The sequence below is a fragment of the Dankookia rubra genome (assembly GCF_004355005.1).
In the GTDB taxonomy this organism is placed as follows: Bacteria; Pseudomonadota; Alphaproteobacteria; order Acetobacterales; family Acetobacteraceae; genus Paracraurococcus; species Paracraurococcus ruber_A.
This window is the reverse complement of the sequence record NZ_SMSJ01000036.1, coordinates 41,298-58,042: the sequence shown is the minus strand read 5'-3', so window position 1 is coordinate 58,042 and position 16,745 is coordinate 41,298. Positions and strand designations below refer to the sequence as shown.

Genomic DNA, 16,745 nt, shown 5'->3' with positions numbered 1-16,745 from the left:
GGCGAGCGCCGCCTTCCAGCGCCCGGCCAGGGCCGCGAGGCCCGCCGCGCTGCGCGCCGAGAGCAGCAGCGGCGGCAGCGGGCCCGGCGCTTCGGGCGCCGGCCGGGCGGCGGGCGCGGCGCCGAGCAGGACGCTGGCATTCGTGCCGCCGAAGCCGAAGCTGTTCACCCCGGCGACGGCGCGGCGGTGGTTGGGCAGCGCTTCCAGGCGCGTCGGCACGCGCAGCCCGAGCCCGGCGAAGTCGATGTCCGGGTTCGGCGTGGCATGGTGCAGGGAGGGCGGGACCTGGCCGTGCTCCAGCACCAGCATGGCCTTGAGCAGGCCGACCATGCCGGAGGCCGGCTCGGTATGGCCGATATTGGTCTTGGCCGAGCCGATCGGCAGCGCCGCCCCGCTGCGATGCCGGCCGATCGCCTGGCCGATGGCGGCGGCCTCGATCGGGTCGCCGGCGGCGGTGCCGGTGCCGTGCGCCTCGAAATAGCCGATGCGCCCGGGGGCGATCGCCGCCGCGGCCAGGACCTGGTCGAGCAGCGCCTGCTGTGCCGCCTGGCTGGGCAGGGAGATGCCCATGGTCCGGCCGGCGGCATTCACGCCGCTGGCCAGGATGACGCCGCGAATCGCGTCGCCGGCGGCCAGCGCGTCCTCCAGCGGCTTGAGCAGCACCATCCCCGCGCCCTCGGCCCGGACATAGCCATCCGCCCGCGCGTCGAAGGCGTGGCAGCGGCCGGTCGGCGACAGCATCCCGGCCCGGGCGAAGCCGAGGAAGGGGTAGGGCGAGAGCAGCAGGTTGACCCCGCCGACCAGCGCCGCCGGGACGCGGCCGGCGCGCAGCGCCTCGCACGCATAGTGCAGGGCGACGAGCGAGGAGGAGCAGGCGGTGTCGACGGTCTGGGCCGGGCCGCGCAGGTCGAAGACGTTGCCGATCCGGTTGGCCAGGATCGACAGCGCGCCGCCGGTCATGAAGTAGCGGTCGCCCGAGGCGATGTCGGTGCGCCTGAGGTCGCTGTAGTCGGTCAGCGAGCCGCCGACGAAGACGGCCGTGGCGGTGCCGGCCAGCGCGCCGGGCGGCAGGCCGGCATCCTCGAGCGCCTCGGCCGCGACTTCCAGCAGCAGGCGCTGCTGCGGGTCCATTTCCGCCGCTTCCCGCGGGGAGATGCCGAAGGCGCCGGGGTCGAAGCCGGCGACGTCGCCGAGCGTCCCGGCGGCGAAGCTGTAGGACTTGCCCGGCTCGCCGCGCCGGGGATGGGCGAAGTGGGATTGCGTGAAGCGGTCCGCCGGCACGGTGGTGACGGCATCCCGGCCTTCCGCCAGCAGCCGCCAGTAGGCGTCGAGGTCGGGCGCGCCGGGGAAGCGGCAGGCGGCCCCGACGATGGCGACTGCCCGTTCCGGCCGCCGCCGGGGGCGGCGCCGCACCAGGACGGTCATGCCGGGCTGGCGCCCACCCGGGCGGCCGCGGCCGCGCCCATGGGGGCCGGCCGCGCCGCGCGTGCGCCGCGCATCGTCGCCGGGTGCGGCTGTTGGTGGCTGGGCAGGGACTTCCCGGTCACCTGGGCGAGCATCTCGTCGACGGCGGCGAAATGCGCGTCCCAGCCCGGGGTGCGCCAGTCGCGCAGCCGGTCGAGCTGCGCGGCACGGCGCAGGCTGTCCGGCCGGGCGTAGTCCAGGATGGCGCGCCGCCAGCCGGGACCATCGAGCGGGTCGAGGTATTCGGGGACGCCGCCGCCGACCTCCCGCAGCGCCGGCAGGTCGCTGCAGAGCACCGGCACGCCGAGCGCCAGGGCCTCGGCGACCGGCAGGCCGTAGCCTTCGGCGAAGCTCGGGAAGAGCAGCGCGCGGGCGCCGGCGAGCAATTCGGTGACCCGGCTGTCCGGCAGGGTGCCGAGTTCGAGCACGAGACCGCGCAGTGCCGAGCAGCGCTCGAGCAGGTCGAGCACGTTCTCGTTCTCCCAGCCGCGGCGGCCGCAGAGCAGCAGCCGGGGGCCGTTGCGGCCCTCCATCGCCAGGTCGCGCCAGAGATGCAGCAGCAGCTGGTGGTTCTTGCGGGGTTCCACCGTGCCGAGACAGACGAAGTAGGGCTCGGTCGGCAGCGGGGCGCTCGGCATGCGGATCTTCCGCGTGCCGAGCGGCGCGACGGTGATCGGCGGCACCCGGCCATGCGGCGCGAGGTGGTCCAGCAGCACCGCTTCGGTCGCGGCGGAATTGACGATGATGCCGTCCGCCAGGGCGGCGGTGGTGGCGATCCGCGCGGCGTGCCGGCCGACCTGCGGCGCCCTGGTGTATTCCGGATGGGTCAGCGGGATCAGGTCGTGGATCAGCGGCACGAATCGGGCGCCGGCCCGGCGCAGCGCCTCGATCGGCCCGTGCCGGTCGAGCGAGCGATGCGAGACCAGCAGGAAGACCGTCTGGCGCGGGCCGCGGAGCCGGGCGCGCAGCGCCGCGCGGCCGGCACCGCGCGCCAGCCCGGCCTGCAGCGAGAGGGCGATCCGCTGGGCCTGGCGGAGGCCGCGGCCGACCGGCGCGCCGTGGTCCCAGACCGCCTCGAGCGCATCGAGCAGCGCCGCGACGCGGTCGCGCGGCAGGGCGGCGAACCAGCCCCAGAGGCTCTGCGCCGTGAAGGTGCATTCATGCTCCGGCCGGGCGAGCCAGCGGCGGGCATAGGCCATCTCGACCCGCTCGATCCCCGAGGGAGAGGTGCGGTGCACGCAGAAGAGCAGGCGCGAAACGTCCAGGATGACGTGCACTTGGCCTCCGGATGGTGCGCCGCTCGGCAGTCTTGCCTCGGCCCGCCCCTGGGCTGCACGGAACGCGGGCACGATGCCCGGCCCGCCCTCGCCGTCGGGGCGCCTCACGGGTTTATGTGCTCGGCTGTAATGTGCAAGTCAACCAAAAGGCGAGGCTGGGCCGGAACAAACCGTACGATTTGACACGGTCCGGCAGACCGCCATCCTCCCCCGGAGGGTGAGGGGAACCTGCGAGAATGGGCATCTGGAAAAGGGCGTTGCCGCCCGAGGTCTTTGCCAAGAACCATGCGGCGACGCTGCCCGCGCTGCTCGGGATCCGCTTGGTCGAATGGGGCGAGGATTACGCCCGGGCAACGATGCCGGTGGACGACCGGCATGTGCAGCCGGCCGGCATCCTGCATGGCGGCGCCAGCGTCGTGCTGGCCGAGACGATCGGGTCGGTCTGCGGCGTGATGGCGCTGGAGGAAGGCTGGACGGTGGTGGGGCTCGAGGTGAATGCCAACCACCTGGCCGCGGTGCCGAAGGGCGACAGCGTGGAGGCAGTCTGCCGGCCGCTGCAGCTCGGGCGCAGCGTGCAGGTGTGGCAGATCGAGATGCGGCGCGGCGACGGTCGGCTCAGCTGCGTGTCGCGCCTGACCACCGTGGTGCGGCAGGTGCGCGGCGGCTGAGCCGGGGGTGGGTGGATGCCGGTCCGAAACGCGATGGGCCATGGGCCGTATTGGCTCCTCCTCCGCGGGCTGCATTCCACAGCCCGTCCGGAAGCGCCGAGATTGGCATCGAATTCCTTACCGGCTGGTTGCCCCTGCGACGAAAGCGCGACCATGGCGTGTGTCGGCGCGCGATGCGCGAAGGGGTTGCGCGGCGGGGGGGGACCCGTTAGAGAGCGCGGGCTTCCGGGCCGGTGGCTGCCGTAGCTCAGTGGTAGAGCACTCCCTTGGTAAGGGAGAGGTCGAGAGTTCAATCCTCTCTGGCAGCACCATTCCCCCTCGCACCGCCCGTCGCTCAGTCGTCCTGCCCGCCCGGCGTTTCGTCGGTGACCCCAGGCGGGTCCGGATAAAGGTCCGAGGGAACCTTGGCCTTCGGGTTTCGCGTCGTATTCCCCTCCTGTACCTTCGCAGTGGTGGTCTTCGCGGCCGGGTCGGCGCTGTTCATGCGCTCCGCGCTGCCCTTCGGTGGTTCGGCCATGTGCAGGTGCTCCCCATCTCGGCCTGTCAACGCGCCCGGCCGGCCATGGCTGCCGCGGGCCCGTGCCGTGCGGGACATCCGGCCGGAGGGAAGCCGCCGGCCATGACCGGGGACCCCGCCGGGATCACGCCCGAGCAGGCGGCCCGGCTGCTCGGCATCGCCCTTCCCACCCTGCACCGGCTGGTCCGCAGCGGTGCCTTGCCGCCCTGCACCCTGCTCTCCCGGGCCGCGCTGCTCGGCTGGCGCGACCGCCAGGCGCTGCGCCGGCAGGATGCGCTGGCCCGCCTCGCCGCCCTGTCGGAGGCGCATGACCTCTGACCCCGTGCCGCCGGGGGGACAGGAGGCAGGCATCGCCGTGCTCGATGCCTGCATCCTGTTCCGCGGCCGGCTGACGGATTTCCTGCTGCGCCTGGCCGAGGCCGGGCTGTTCGACCCGGCCTGGTCGGCCGCGATCGAGGCCGAATGGGCCGGCGCCCTGCAGCGCCGCCGCGGCATCCCCGCGGCGGCGGTGGCGGCCCGCCGGGCAGCGCTGGCCGCCGCCTTCCCCGGCGCCGCCTGCGAGCCCGGCGTCGATCTGCCGGACGCCATCCGCGCGCGCTGCCGCAGCGGGGCGCAGCGCAAGGACGCGCATGTGGTGGCCACGGCGCTGGCGGCGGGGGCGCGCTGGATCGTCACCGACAATACCGCCGACTTCCCGCGCCGGCTGCTGGCGCCGCTCGGGCTGCAGGCACTCCGGCCGGATGCCTTCTGCGCCGCGCTGATCGCCCGCGACCCGGGCCGCGTCCTGGCCGCCGCGGCGGCGCACCGGGCCGGGCTGCCGCCGGGGCCGGGTGCTGCCGCGCGGCTCGCCGAGCGGCGGATGTCGCTGCCGGACACGGCGCGCTGGCTGGCGGCCCAGCCGGGCTTCGCCTGACCCGGAGGGCATGGCACGTGGGTTGCCCGCCTTCCCCGCCGCGCCAGGACGCGAAGACCGATGCCAGAGACGCCGCCCACGAGCCCATGGCCGCCGGGCTGTTCCATGTCGCCGCGAAGGCCAACGACCTGGCGGCAACGGTCGGCTTCTGGACGGGCATCCTCGGCCTCAGGAACGGCTTCCGCCCGGATTTCGGCTTCCCCGGCGCCTGGCCACGAGCGCACCTACCCCAGGCTGCGCCGTGCCTCGGTCGCCAGCTGGTCCGCCCGCTCGTTCATCGGGTTGCCGGCATGGCCGCGCACCCAGCGCCATTCCACCTCATGCGGCTTGGCCGCGGCCAGCAACCGCTGCCAGAGCTCCATGTTCGCCACCGGGTCCTTGGCCGCGTTGCGCCAGTTGTTGCGGACCCAGCCGTTGATCCAGCGGCTGATGCCGTTGCGCACATACTCGCTGTCGGTATGGAGGATGACCCTGCAGGGCCGCTTCAGCGCCTCGAGCGCGCTGATCGCCGCCATCAGCTCCATCCGGTTGTTGGTGGTGGCCGGGTCGGCGCCGGACAGCTCTCGCTCCGCCTCGCCGAATTTCAGGATCGCCGCCCAGCCGCCCGGGCCCGGGTTCGGCTTGCAGCCGCCGTCGGTCCAGATCTCGACGAACTGCGTCGCGTCAGAGGCCAAGGGAGGAGGGTCCTTCCGCCCCGGCGAAGAAGCGCAGCCTGCGCAGGTATTCCAGCGGATCCTTCCGGGTGACCATCGCCCCGGGCGGGGTCATCATCCAGTCGTAGAGCCGGGTCAGCAGGAAGCGGATCGCCGCGCCCCGGCAAAGCGCCGGCAGCGCCGCCCGCTCCGCCGTCGCCATCGGCCGCAGCCGCTGGTAGGCCGCCAGCAGCGCATGCGCCTTGGTCACGTTGTAGGATCCGTCCGTCTCGAAGCACCAGGCGTTCAGGCAGACCGCCAGGTCATAGGCCAGCAGGTCGGTGCAGGCGAAGTAGAAGTCGATCAGGCCGGAGACCCGCGGCGACCCCTCCGGCCCATCCAGGAAGAAGACGTTGTCGGGGAAGAGGTCGGCATGGATCTGCCCGGTCGGCAGCGCGCCCTCCGCCGGCCAGGCCGCCAGGATGCCGGCCAGCGCCGCGTCCAGCTCGGCGATCAGCCCCGGCTGCACCGCATCGCCGCCGGCGCGGCAGCGGTCGAGCAGCGGCGCCCAGGCGCGCGGGCCGAGGCCGTTCGGCCGGACCTCCTCGAAATCCGCCCCGGCCAGGTGCAGCCGGGCCAGCGCCCCGCCGAGCGGCGCGCAGTGTTCCGGCCGGACCCGGCGCGGCCAGACGCCGGGCAGGAAGGTGCAGATCGCCGCCGGCCGCCCCGCCAGCGTCCGCAAGGCCACGCCATCCGTCGCCTTGACCGGCAGCGGGCAGTCGATGCCGCGCGCCGCCAGGTGCTCCATCAGGGCCAGGAACCAGGGCAGCTCGCGCGGGTCGACCCGCTTTTCGTACAGCGTGAGGATGAAGTCGCCCGACGCGGTCTTCAGCGCGTAGTTCGAGTTCTCGACACCCTCGGCGATGCCGCGGAAGGCCCGCAGCGCGCCGAGCGGGTAGTCGGCCAGGAAGGCGCGCAGCGCCTCGTCGGTGACTTCGGTATAGACGGCCATGCGGGGCTTCTAACGCGGGCGTGCCGCCGCGCCCACCTCGATCGGGCCTGCATCGGCCCCGGAAGGAGGAACGGGGAGGAAACGGCATGTCCGCCCCGGGCCCCTTCCATCGTCTCCTGTGGGTTTGGCACCCGCCGGGTGACGGGGGCCGGCCCACACCTTCGGCCTTGTCAGGCCTGCTGGAGCCCCGCGGGCAGCTTGAAGGTGATCCGCTCCTCGGCCACCACCACCTCCTCGATGGCGATGTCGAAATGCTCGGCCAGCCGGGCCAGCACCTCCTCGACCAGCACTTCCGGCGCGCTGGCCCCGGCGGTGATGCCGACGCTGGCGAGCCTGGCAGTCAGGGCGAGGTCGAGGTCGCGGCCCCGCTGCACCATGACCGCCTTCGGGCAGCCGGCCCGCTCGGCCACCTCGACCAGCCGGAGGGAGTTGGAGGAATTGGGCGCCCCCACCACCACCATCAGCTCCACCCGCTGGGCGATCGCCTTGACGGCGGCCTGGCGGTTGGTGGTGGCGTAGCAGATGTCCTCCTTCGCCGGGGCATGCATCTCGGGGAAGCGGCCCCGCAGCGCGGCGACGATCCCGGCGGTGTCGTCGACCGAAAGGGTGGTCTGGGTGATGAAGGCCAGCGGCCGGTCCGCCGGCACCGCCACCAGCCGGGCCTGCTCCTCGTCCTCCACCAGGGTCACGGTGCCCTCCGGCAGCTGGCCCATGGTGCCGACCACCTCCGGGTGGCCGGCATGGCCAATCAGCAGGATGTGCCGGCCGCGGGCGAAATGCTGCTCGGCCTCCCGGTGCACCTTGCTGACCAGGGGGCAGGTGGCGTCCAGGTAGAAGAGGTTGCGGCGGGTCGCCTCGGTCGGGACCGATTTCGGCACCCCATGCGCCGAGAAGACCACCGGGGCATCGTCCGGCACTTCGTCCAGCTCCTCGACGAAGATCGCGCCCTGCCGTTCGAGGCTTTCGACCACGAAGCGGTTGTGGACTATCTCATGCCGGACATACACAGGCGCGCCGTAGCGGCGGATCGCCTCCTCGACGATCTTGATGGCGCGATCCACGCCGGCGCAGAAGCCGCGGGGGCCGGCCAGCAGGACGTTGAGGCGGGGCTTCCTGCCACCGGCTGGGCTGGTGATCTGGTTCATCGGTCGGATTCGCTCGCAGGCCGCGGGTTGCCGTGCCGGCCGGCCGGCGGGCAGGGTGCGCAAGCGCGCACACTAGCCGCCGCGGCTTCGGGCTCAAGGGGGAAGATGGGGATGCGGTGGTGGTTTGTCCTGGTCGCGATGCCGCTTTTGGCGCTCGCAGCGTGCACTAACACGACCAATACGCGGCTTCCGGTGGCCTGCCCCCGGCCCGGGATCCTGGCGGAAGGCGCCGATCTCACCCGCTACCGGCCCGGCGCGGTGCGCGACCTGACGACGCTGGAATGGGACGCCCGGATCGCCGGCATCAGCGGCGGCTGCAACCCGGGCCGCAGGAATGCCAGCATCGAGGTGACGCTGGTGGCCAATTTCAGCGTCGAGCGCGGCGCCGGGACCGAGGGCCGGGTCATCGACCTGCCCTGGTTCGTCGCGGTGGTCGACAACCGGGACGAGCGCATCCTGTCGCGGCGTTCCTTCACCGAGCGGATCACCTTCGCCCGCAACGAGACCCGCACCACGGTCGAGAGCGGGCCGATCAGCCTGTCCCTGCCGGTCGGCGAGCAGCGCCGCGCCGGCGACTACCGGATCTACGTCTCCTTCGACCTGAGCCCGGAGGACCTCGCCTTCAACATCCGGCGCGGGCCGCGCTGAAACGGCGCCCCGGACAACGGGTCTTGCAGCGCAGCGGTTGCGCTGGGCGACCGGTCCGCGGTAGACCGGGACACCCGCTGATCCCGCGCGGGAGAGAGGGAGGGTCCGTCCTACGGACCACCCCCGCCGAAGGCGCAACCGGCCCCCGGAAACGCTCAGGCACATGAACCGCGCGGAGAAGGGGCCTCTGGAAAGCCTGCACCCGCGAGGGTGCGGCACCGACGGAGTAAGGCCCTGAAGCCAGGGGGCTGAATCTCTCAGGTCACCGGACAGAGGGGGGCCACGGACTATCAACTCACGCCACGGTTCCGTGGCCGGGGGACCCGTGGCCGAAACCGGATCGCTACAAGAGACCCCGCTCGGCGGGCTGCACCGCGCGCTCGGCGGGCGGATGGTCGGCTTCGCCGGCTATGCCATGCCGGTGCAGTACCCCGCCGGCATCATGGCCGAGCACCTGCATTGCCGCGCCGCCGCCGCGCTGTTCGACGTTTCCCACATGGGCCAGGCGGAACTGGTCGGGGAAGGCGCCGCCGCGGCGCTGGAACGCGTCACCCCGGCCGACGTGCAGGGGCTGAAGCCGGGGCGGCAGCGCTACGGCCTGCTGATGACGCCCGACGGCGGCATCTTCGACGACTTCATGGTGGCGAACCTCGGCGACCGGCTGTTCCTCGTCGCCAATGCCAGCCGCAAGCACCTCGATTTCCCGCTGATCGAATCCGTGCTGCCCGACGGCGTGACGCTGCGGCCGCTGGCCGACCGCGCGCTGCTGGCGCTGCAGGGGCCGGGCGTCGCCGCGGTGGTCGAGTCGCTCGCCCCGGCCCTCGCCGCGCTCTCCTTCATGGGGGTGGCGGAGGCCGAGATCGGCGGCATCCCGGTGCTGGCCAGCCGCAGCGGCTATACCGGGGAGGACGGGTTCGAGATCAGCGTCGCTGCCGACCGGGCCGAGGCGCTGGCCAAGCTGCTGCTGGCGCAGCCCGGCGTGCAGCCGGCCGGCCTCGGCGCCCGCGACTCGCTGCGGCTCGAAGCCGGGCTCTGCCTCTACGGCAACGACATCGACGAGACCACGAGCCCGGTCGAGGCCGCGCTGGTCTGGTCGATCGGCAAGCGCCGCCGCATGGCCTGGGACTTCCAGGGCGCCGAGCGGGTGCGGGAGGACCTGGCGAACGGCCCGAAACGCCTCCGCGTCGGGCTGAGGCCGGAGGGCCGCCAGCCCGCCCGCGGCCATACCCCGATCCAGGCGGCCGACGGCACCCCGGCGGGCGAGGTCACCTCGGGTGGCTTCGGCCCCTCGCTCAAGGGCCCGATGGCCATGGGCTACGTCGCCCGCCCCCATGCCGGGGACGGCACGGCGCTCGAGTTGCTGGTGCGGGGCAAGGCCCTGGCCGCCCGCGTCGCGCCGACCCCCTTCGTTCCCCATCGCTACAAGCGCTGAACCCAGGAGCCCGACCCATGCCAGAGATGCGGTTCACCAAGGACCATGAATGGGTGCGCCAGGACGGCGACACCGTGGTCATCGGCATCACCGATCACGCCCAGAACGCGCTCGGCGACGTCGTCTTCGTCGACCTGCCGGAGATCGGCCGCGAGGTCGCCGAGGGCGAGGCCTGCGCCGTGGTCGAGAGCGTCAAGGCGGCCTCCGACGTCTATGCCCCGATCGCCGGCAAGGTGGTCGAGGTCAATGCCGGCCTGACCGAGAGCCCGGCGCTGATCAACAGCGCGCCGACCGGCGAGGGCTGGTTCTTCCGCATCGAGCCGAAGGACCCCGCCGCCTTTGCCGCGCTGCTGGACGAGACGGCCTATGCCGCGCTGGTGGAGAGCGAGGCGTGAGCGTGCTGAACGAACTGGCGGCGCTGGAGGACCAGGGCGAGTTTGCCCGCCGGCATATCGGCCCCGGCCCGGACGACATCACGGCGATGCTGAAGGTGGTGGGGGCACCGAGCCTGGAGGCGATGGCCGCCCGCACGGTGCCCGCCGCCATCGCCGGCGCCGACCTCTCCGCCCTGCCGCCGCCGGCGACCGAGGCCGAGGCGATCGCCGAGTTGCGGGCGCTGTCGGAGCGCAATGTCCGGGTCAAGTCGCTGCTCGGCCTCGGCTACCACGGCACCCATGTGCCGCCGGTGATCCTGCGCAACGTGCTGGAGAACCCGGGCTGGTACACCGCCTATACCCCCTACCAGGCGGAGATCGCCCAGGGCCGGCTGGAGGCGCTGGTCAATTTCCAGACCATGGTCGCCGACCTCACCGGCCTGCCGGTGGCGAATGCCTCCCTGCTCGATGAGGCGACGGCGGCGGCCGAGGCGGTGACGCTGGCGCATGCCGCGCACAAGGGGAAGGGCGACACGCTGCTGGTTGCCGCCGACCTGCATCCGCAGACGCTCGCCGTGGTGCGGGTGCGGGCGGAGCCGGTCGGCATCCGCGTGCTGGTCGTGCCGCCGGCGGAGGTCGCGGCGAGCGCGGCGGCGGAGAAGCCCTTCGCCGCGCTGCTGCAATATCCCGGCACCACCGGCGAGGCGCGCGACCTGGCGCCCGAGATCGCCGCGGTGCAGGCCGCCGGCGGCCTCGCCATCGTCGCCGCCGACCCGCTCTCGCTTTGCCTGCTGACGCCGCCGGGCGAGATGGGCGCCGATGTCTGCGTCGGCTCCACCCAGCGCTTCGGCGTGCCGCTCGGCTATGGCGGGCCGCATGCCGCCTACATGGCGGTGAAGGACGCACTCAAGCGGCTGCTGCCGGGCCGGCTGGTCGGCGTCTCGATCGATGCCGCGGGCAGCCCGGCGATGCGCCTCGCGCTGCAGACGCGCGAGCAGCATATCCGGCGGGAGAAGGCGACCTCGAACATCTGCACCGCGCAGGTGCTGCTGGCGGTCATGGCCGGCATGTACGCGGTCTGGCATGGGCAGGAAGGGCTGAAGCGCATCGCCGGGCGCGTGGCGCTGCAGGCGCGGCTGCTGGCCGATGCGGCGCACCGCGGCGGCTTCGCGCTGCGGCATGAGGGCTTCTTCGACACCGTCGCGCTCGAGGCCGGCGACCGCGCCGAGGCGCTGGTGGAAGGCGCCCTGGCGCGCGGCTTCAACCTGCGGCGGGAAGGCGGGCTCGTCTGCATCGCGTTCGACGAGACGGTGACGCGCGGCGACCTGGCCGCGCTTGCCGATCTGCTCGGCGGCGGCGACCTCGCGGGCCTTGCCCCACGCGGCGGCATCCCCGCGGCGCTGGCGCGGCGCAGCGGCTTCTGCACGGCGGAGGTGTTCAATACCCACCACTCCGAGCACGCCATGCTCCGCTACCTCAAGCGCCTGGAGGACAAGGACGTCGCGCTGAACCGCAGCATGATCCCGCTCGGGTCCTGCACGATGAAGCTGAACGCGACCGCCGAGATGATCCCGGTCACCTTCCCCGGCTTCGCCGAGATCCACCCCTTCGCGCCGGCGGACCAGGCGAAGGGGTATCTCGAGATGATCAGGCGTCTCGAAGGCTGGCTCTGCGCCGTCACCGGCTTCGCCGCGGCCTCGCTGCAGCCGAATGCCGGCAGCCAGGGCGAATATGCCGGGCTGCTGGCGATCCGCGCCTGGCACCGGTCGCGCGGCGACACCCAGCGCGACGTCTGCCTGATCCCGTCCTCGGCGCATGGCACCAACCCGGCCAGCGCCGTGATGGCGGGGATGAAGGTGGTCGTCGTCGGCTGCGACCGCGACGGCAACGTCGACCTCGCTGACCTCAAGGCCAAGGCCGGGCAGCACGCCGAGCGGCTGGCGGCGCTGATGATCACCTATCCCAGCACGCATGGCGTGTTCGAGGAGGAGATCCGCGCGATCTGCGACCTGGTCCACGCGCATGGCGGCCAGGTCTACATGGACGGCGCCAACATGAATGCGCAGGTCGGGCTGACCAGCCCGGCGGCGATCGGCGCCGATGTCTGCCACCTCAACCTGCACAAGACCTTCTGCATCCCGCATGGCGGCGGCGGCCCCGGCGTCGGGCCGATCGGCGTCGCGGCGCACCTGGCGCCGCATTTGCCGAACCACCCGCTGCATCCCGGCGCCGGGCCGGCGACGGGCTATGGGCCGGTGAGCGCCGCGCCCTTCGGCAGCGCCGCCATCCTGCCGATCTCCTACGCCTATATCCGCATGATGGGAGCCGAGGGCCTGACGCGGGCGACGCAGGTCGCCATCCTCAACGCCAACTACATGGCGAAGCGGCTGGAGGCGCACTACCCCGTGCTCTACCGCGGCCTCCGCGGCATGGTGGCGCATGAATGCATCCTCGACTGCCGCGGCTTCCAGCAGGGCGGCGGCGTCCTGGTCGAGGACATCGCCAAGCGGCTGCAGGATTACGGCTACCACGCGCCGACCATGTCCTGGCCGGTCGCCGGCACGCTGATGGTCGAGCCGACCGAGTCCGAGCCGAAGGAGGAGCTGGACCGCTTCTGCGACGCCATGATCGCCATCCGCGCCGAGATCCGCGCGGTGGAGCAGGGCCGCGCCGACAAGGCCGACAACCCGTTGAAGCACGCGCCGCATACCGCGGCCGAGGTCATGGCGACCGAGTGGCGCCATGCCTATACCCGGGAGGAAGCGGCCTTCCCGCTGCCCTTCGTCCGCGCGCACAAGTACTGGCCGCCGGTGAAGCGGGTGGACAACGTCCACGGCGACCGCAACCTGGTCTGCACCTGCGCGCCGCTCGAGGAATACGCCCAGGCGATGCAGCTGCAGGCGGCGGAGTGAGCGAAGACCCCGCCTGGCCGCAAGGCCCGGCGCCCGAGGAGGAGAGGCCGTGGACGGTTCTCTCCCGCCGGGAGGTGGTGCGCAACCGCCACCTGAACCTGGATGCCGAGGCGGTGCGGACCGGCGCCGGCGCCGTGCTCGACCCCTATTGGGTCATGGACTACCCGGACTGGGTCCTGGCGGTGGCGCTGACGCCGGATGACCGGCTGGTCCTGGTGCGGCAATGGCGCCAGGGCGCCAAGGCCTGGGTGCTGGAGCCGCCGGGCGGGGTGATGGATCCGGGGGATGCCGATCCCTGCGCCACGGCGGCGCGGGAGTTGCGGGAGGAGACCGGCTATGCCGCGACGCGGCTTCGCCTGGTCGGCTCCATCTGGTCGGACCCGGCGCACAACACCAACCGGATCCACGCCGTGCTGGCCGAAGGCGCAGTCCCGGCCGGCGCGCATGACCGCGAGGCGGGGGAGGAGCTGGAGACCCTGACCATGCCGGTCGCCGAGGTGGTCGCCGGCGTGACGCGCGGGATGTTCGTCCACGCGATGCATCTCGGCGGCCTGCTGTTGGCGCTGCAGGCCGCCGGGCGCATCCGCTTCTGAATCGCTACTCCGCCGCGGCGGCCGCCTGCACCTGCGGGCCCGCCAGGCGGAAGCCCTCGTAGCCGCGGGCGGCGATCGCGTCGCAGGTCTCGCGGTAGACGCCGACGCCGCCGATATAGGGCATGAACACGCGCGGCTTGCCCGGAATGTTCGCGCCCATGTACCAGGACGCGGCGGAGGGATAGAGCGTCTTCTCCGCCACCTCCATGCCGTGCCGCACCCAGTCCGCCTGGGCTTCCTCCGTCGCCTCGACGCAGGCCAGGCCGCGCGCCTGCATGTGGCCGAGCAGGCCGGCGATCCAGTCGACGTGCTGCTCGATCGAGACGATCATGTTGGACAGCACCGAGGGGCTGCCCGGCCCGGTGATCATGAAGAGGTTGGGGAAGCCGGCGACCATGAGGCCGAGCTGGCTGCGCGGCCCGTGCTCCCATTCGGCCGAGAGGCGCCGGCCGCCGCGGCCCTCGAAGTCGATCTTCAGCAGCGCGCCGGTCATCGCGTCGAAGCCGGTGGCAAGGACGATGACGTCGAACTCGAAGTCGCGCGCGCTGGTGCGGATGCCGGTCGCGGTGATGGTGTCGATCGGCGTCTCGCGCAGGTTGACCAGGGCGACGTTCGGCCGGTTGTAGGTCTCGTAGTAGTGGGTGTCGACGCAGATGCGCTTGGTGCCGATCGGGTGGTCCTTCGGCGCCAGCGCCTCGGCGGTCGCGGGATCCTTGACCATGCCGCGGATCTTGTTGCGGACGAACTCGGCGGCGGTGTCGTTCGACGCCTTGTTCAGGATCAGGTCGCCGAAGGCGCCCATGAAGGCGGTGCCGCCATTCTCCCAGCGCCGCTCGTATTCCGCCTGGCGCGTCGCCTCGTCGACCTCGAGCGCCGAGAGCGGGTTGATCGCGTAGAGGATGCCGGTCCGCATCGTCCGCGCTTCCCGGCGCCTGGCGGCATAGTCGGACTTCCAGGACTGCTCGTAGGCCTCGTCCATCGGCGCGTTGCGCGAAGGGATGGAGAAGTTCGGCGTGCGCTGGAAGACGGTGACCTGGGCGGCCTCCGCGGCGATCACCGGGATCGCCTGGATGGCGGAAGACCCGGTGCCGATGACCGCCACGCGCTTGCCGGTGAAATCCACCTTCCCGTGCGGCCAGTAGCCGGTGTGGTAGGTTTCGCCCTTGAACGCCGCGATGCCCTTGATGTCCGGCAGCCGCGCGGCCGAGAGGCAGCCGGTCGCCATGACGCAGTGGCGGGCGGAGACGACCTCGCCCTTGTCGGTGGTGACGGTCCAGCGCTCGGCGGCCTCGTCAAACCGGGCGCTGGCGACCCTGGTCTCGAAATGGATGTCGCGGCGCAGGTCGTAGCGGTCGGCGATGTGGTTGGCGTAGCGCAGCAGCTCCGGCTGGGCGGCGAAGCGCTCGGACCACTGCCATTCCTGCTGCAGCGCCTCGTCGAAGGAGAAGCTGTACTGCATGCTCTCGACGTCGCAGCGGGCGCCGGGGTAGCGGTTCCAGTACCAGGTGCCGCCGACGCCGTCCGCCTGTTCCAGGATGCGGGCGGACAGGCCCAGGGCGCGCAGCCGGTGCAGCATGTACATCCCGCCGAAGCCGGCGCCGACGATCACGGCGTCCAGGGTCTTCGGCAGGCTCTTCGTTTCGGACATTCCGGATCTCCCGGCCGCTTCGGGCCATTGATTGCTAGCTATCTATATCGGCGCATGGCCGGGGCCGGCCTGTCAACCGCCGTTACGGGCGGCGGCGAAACTCCTCCAGGATCGGCCGCAGATGCCCGGCGAAAAGCGGCGGGTTCTCGGCGAAGGGGAAATGGCCGATCCCCGGCATCATGGCGAAGCGGGCGCCCGGGATGCGGGCGGCCGTCGCGGCGGAATGCTCGGCGGTGCAGGAATAGTCGTATTCGCCCGTCAGCATCCATAGCGGGCAGCGCGCCGTGTCGATCCGGTGGATGCGGCCGCGCGCGTCCCACTCGCCCGAGTAGAAGTCGATGTCGCGGGCGAAGGTGGCATGGCCGCCCTGGCTGTAGCCCCACCAGACATCGGTGGCGCAGGCGGCCGGCGACTGCGGCGCCATCAGCCCCTCGATCCATTCGGGCACGAAGACGGCCTGGTTGACCTGGCTGTGGTCGGCCCAGGGGGTCTTGCGGCCCTCGATGTGGTCGCTGGCCTCGCAGGCGACGATGCCGCGGAAGGCCTCGGGATGGCGGAGCGCGAGTTCCAGGCAGATCTCGCCGGACATGGAGGCGCCGAGCACCACCGGGCGGCGCAGCCCGGCCGCGGCGACCACGCCCATGATGATCTCGACGTAGCGCTCGGTCGTCAGCGCCCAGTCGCCGGGCAGGGCGCCGGGCGGGGGCGGGGACTTGCCGTGCCAGGGCAGGTCGAAGGCGGTCAGCCGCCAGTCGCGGGTGATGCTGCGGTCGGCCATCAGCCGGTGGAATTGCCGCCCGTCGGCGCCCGCGGTGTGGAGGCAGAGCAGGTCGAGGCCATTGCCCGCCTGCTCCGCATGGATGCGCCAGGCGGTGCCGTCGGCCTCGACCCGCAGGTAGCGGCCGGTGATTGCGGCCGGTTCCGGTTCCGCCAGCACCGGGCCAGGGTCTCCGGCACCGGCGCCGCATGGCCGGCGGCGAGCCAGCGGCCGATCTCCAGCACCCGCCGTGCCAAGTGGCAGTGCTGGACGAAGGCGAGCTCCTCGCCGCGCAGGGCGAAGCCCGGCACGCGCATCCGCATGGCGAAGAGGCTGTGGTGGTGCCGCGGCGGCACCGGCTGCAGCGCCTTCGCCCAGGCCTCGGCGGGGGCCGCGACGGTGAAGGCGGCGGCGCCGGGCGGGGCGTTGAGGGCGAAGCCGGCGGTGGTGCCGCCGCTCTCGAAGGCGAAGCGCACCGAGGCATACCGCGCCCGGCGGCGCAGCAGCGCATCGCCCGCCACGGCGTCCTGCCACGCCGCGAGGAAGCCCGCCGCATCCGTCACCGGCCAGCCCTGGTCCTGCATCGCGTCCTCCCCTTCGTTGCCATGGATGTGCCGCGGCCGCGCATCCGCGGCAACGGGCGACCGCCGTGCCGGCGGCGACGGGTCGACCGCCGTGCCGGCGGCGACGGGTTGACCACCGGGGCGCCGCGTCTAGGCTGACCCGTCACGCAAGAATGCCGCGCCGAAGCGC

Annotated in this window: 17 protein-coding genes, 1 tRNA gene and 2 riboswitches; of the genes, 9 read left to right on the top strand and 9 right to left on the bottom strand. The window is 72.7% G+C overall.

Annotated features, from left to right (window positions below):
- Positions 1-1,425: beta-ketoacyl [acyl carrier protein] synthase domain-containing protein (locus E2C06_RS21645; RefSeq protein ID WP_133290696.1), on the bottom strand; the 1,425-nt coding region annotated here is incomplete at its 3' end.
- Entirely contained in the window at positions 1,422-2,741 is a 1,320-nt protein-coding gene (locus E2C06_RS21640; RefSeq protein ID WP_241671399.1) for a glycosyltransferase family 4 protein, read from the bottom strand. The genes E2C06_RS21640 and E2C06_RS21645, both read right to left, overlap by 4 nt.
- A gap of 236 nt (positions 2,742-2,977) precedes the next feature.
- On the opposite strand from E2C06_RS21640, the gene E2C06_RS21635 reads away from it, so the two are divergent.
- Positions 2,978-3,409: a PaaI family thioesterase gene (locus tag E2C06_RS21635; protein ID WP_133290695.1), complete on the top strand. Its 432-nt coding sequence runs from the start codon at positions 2,978-2,980 to the stop codon at positions 3,407-3,409.
- A gap of 236 nt (positions 3,410-3,645) precedes the next feature.
- A tRNA-Thr gene (locus tag E2C06_RS21630) sits at positions 3,646-3,720 on the top strand.
- 23 nt (positions 3,721-3,743) lie between these two features.
- On the opposite strand, the gene E2C06_RS21625 is transcribed toward E2C06_RS21630, so the two are convergent.
- The gene (locus tag E2C06_RS21625; protein WP_133290694.1) at positions 3,744-3,926 is read right to left on the bottom strand and encodes a hypothetical protein; all 183 of its coding nucleotides are present in this window, start codon (positions 3,924-3,926) and stop codon (positions 3,744-3,746) included.
- Between the two features lie 102 nt (positions 3,927-4,028).
- On the opposite strand from E2C06_RS21625, the gene E2C06_RS21620 reads away from it, so the two are divergent.
- Both E2C06_RS21620 and E2C06_RS21615 read left to right on the top strand, forming a co-directional pair.
- Positions 4,029-4,244: a helix-turn-helix domain-containing protein gene (locus E2C06_RS21620; RefSeq protein WP_133290693.1), complete on the top strand. Its 216-nt coding sequence runs from the start codon at positions 4,029-4,031 to the stop codon at positions 4,242-4,244.
- Positions 4,234-4,839, top strand: coding sequence for a PIN domain-containing protein (locus E2C06_RS21615; RefSeq protein ID WP_165982547.1), 606 nt, complete (start codon positions 4,234-4,236; stop codon positions 4,837-4,839). Before E2C06_RS21620 ends, E2C06_RS21615 begins: the two co-directional genes overlap by 11 nt.
- Positions 4,840-5,063: 224 nt before the next feature.
- On the opposite strand, the gene rnhA is transcribed toward E2C06_RS21615, so the two are convergent.
- The 3 genes from rnhA to ispH all read right to left on the bottom strand — a co-directional run bounded on the left by rnhA (position 5,064) and on the right by ispH (position 7,628).
- The gene (gene rnhA / locus E2C06_RS21610; RefSeq protein WP_133290691.1) at positions 5,064-5,513 is read right to left on the bottom strand and encodes a ribonuclease HI; all 450 of its coding nucleotides are present in this window, start codon (positions 5,511-5,513) and stop codon (positions 5,064-5,066) included.
- Positions 5,503-6,483: a homoserine kinase gene (locus E2C06_RS21605; RefSeq protein WP_133290690.1), complete on the bottom strand. Its 981-nt coding sequence runs from the start codon at positions 6,481-6,483 to the stop codon at positions 5,503-5,505. Before E2C06_RS21605 ends, rnhA begins: the two co-directional genes overlap by 11 nt.
- Positions 6,484-6,653: 170 nt before the next feature.
- Positions 6,654-7,628 (bottom strand): 4-hydroxy-3-methylbut-2-enyl diphosphate reductase, encoded by a 975-nt coding sequence (ispH, locus tag E2C06_RS21600; protein WP_133290689.1) that lies wholly within the window; start codon positions 7,626-7,628, stop codon positions 6,654-6,656.
- A 192-nt stretch (positions 7,629-7,820) separates the two neighbouring features.
- On the opposite strand from ispH, the gene E2C06_RS21595 reads away from it, so the two are divergent.
- The 5 genes from E2C06_RS21595 (at position 7,821) to E2C06_RS21575 (ending at position 13,587) form a co-directional block, all read left to right on the top strand.
- Positions 7,821-8,276, top strand: coding sequence for a hypothetical protein (locus E2C06_RS21595; protein WP_133290688.1), 456 nt, complete (start codon positions 7,821-7,823; stop codon positions 8,274-8,276).
- Positions 8,277-8,354: 78 nt separating this feature from the next.
- A riboswitch (glycine riboswitch) is annotated at positions 8,355-8,457 on the top strand.
- 3 nt (positions 8,458-8,460) lie between these two features.
- Positions 8,461-8,552: riboswitch (glycine riboswitch) on the top strand.
- Positions 8,553-8,601: 49 nt separating this feature from the next.
- Positions 8,602-9,708, top strand: a complete 1,107-nt coding sequence (gene gcvT, locus E2C06_RS21590) for a glycine cleavage system aminomethyltransferase GcvT (RefSeq protein WP_133290687.1) — start codon at positions 8,602-8,604, stop codon at positions 9,706-9,708.
- A 17-nt stretch (positions 9,709-9,725) separates the two neighbouring features.
- Positions 9,726-10,103 (top strand): glycine cleavage system protein GcvH, encoded by a 378-nt coding sequence (gene gcvH, locus E2C06_RS21585; RefSeq protein ID WP_133290686.1) that lies wholly within the window; start codon positions 9,726-9,728, stop codon positions 10,101-10,103.
- A complete protein-coding gene (gene gcvP / locus E2C06_RS21580; RefSeq protein WP_133290685.1) occupies positions 10,100-12,994 on the top strand; it encodes an aminomethyl-transferring glycine dehydrogenase in 2,895 nt (964 codons plus the stop codon). Before gcvH ends, gcvP begins: the two co-directional genes overlap by 4 nt.
- Positions 12,991-13,587, top strand: coding sequence for an NUDIX hydrolase (locus E2C06_RS21575; protein ID WP_133290684.1), 597 nt, complete (start codon positions 12,991-12,993; stop codon positions 13,585-13,587). Before gcvP ends, E2C06_RS21575 begins: the two co-directional genes overlap by 4 nt.
- A 4-nt stretch (positions 13,588-13,591) precedes the next feature.
- Here the strand turns inward: E2C06_RS21575 and E2C06_RS21570 are convergent, their stop codons facing one another.
- The 3 genes from E2C06_RS21570 to E2C06_RS39570 form a co-directional block, all read right to left on the bottom strand.
- A complete protein-coding gene (locus E2C06_RS21570; protein WP_133290683.1) occupies positions 13,592-15,235 on the bottom strand; it encodes a flavin-containing monooxygenase in 1,644 nt (547 codons plus the stop codon).
- Positions 15,236-15,317: 82 nt separating this feature from the next.
- Complete coding sequence (locus E2C06_RS21565) at positions 15,318-16,013, bottom strand: alpha/beta fold hydrolase (protein WP_241671402.1); 696 nt, start codon at positions 16,011-16,013, stop codon at positions 15,318-15,320.
- Complete coding sequence (locus E2C06_RS39570) at positions 16,013-16,576, bottom strand: hypothetical protein (RefSeq protein ID WP_241671397.1); 564 nt, start codon at positions 16,574-16,576, stop codon at positions 16,013-16,015. Before E2C06_RS39570 ends, E2C06_RS21565 begins: the two co-directional genes overlap by 1 nt.
- Positions 16,577-16,745: the final 169 nt, after the last annotated feature.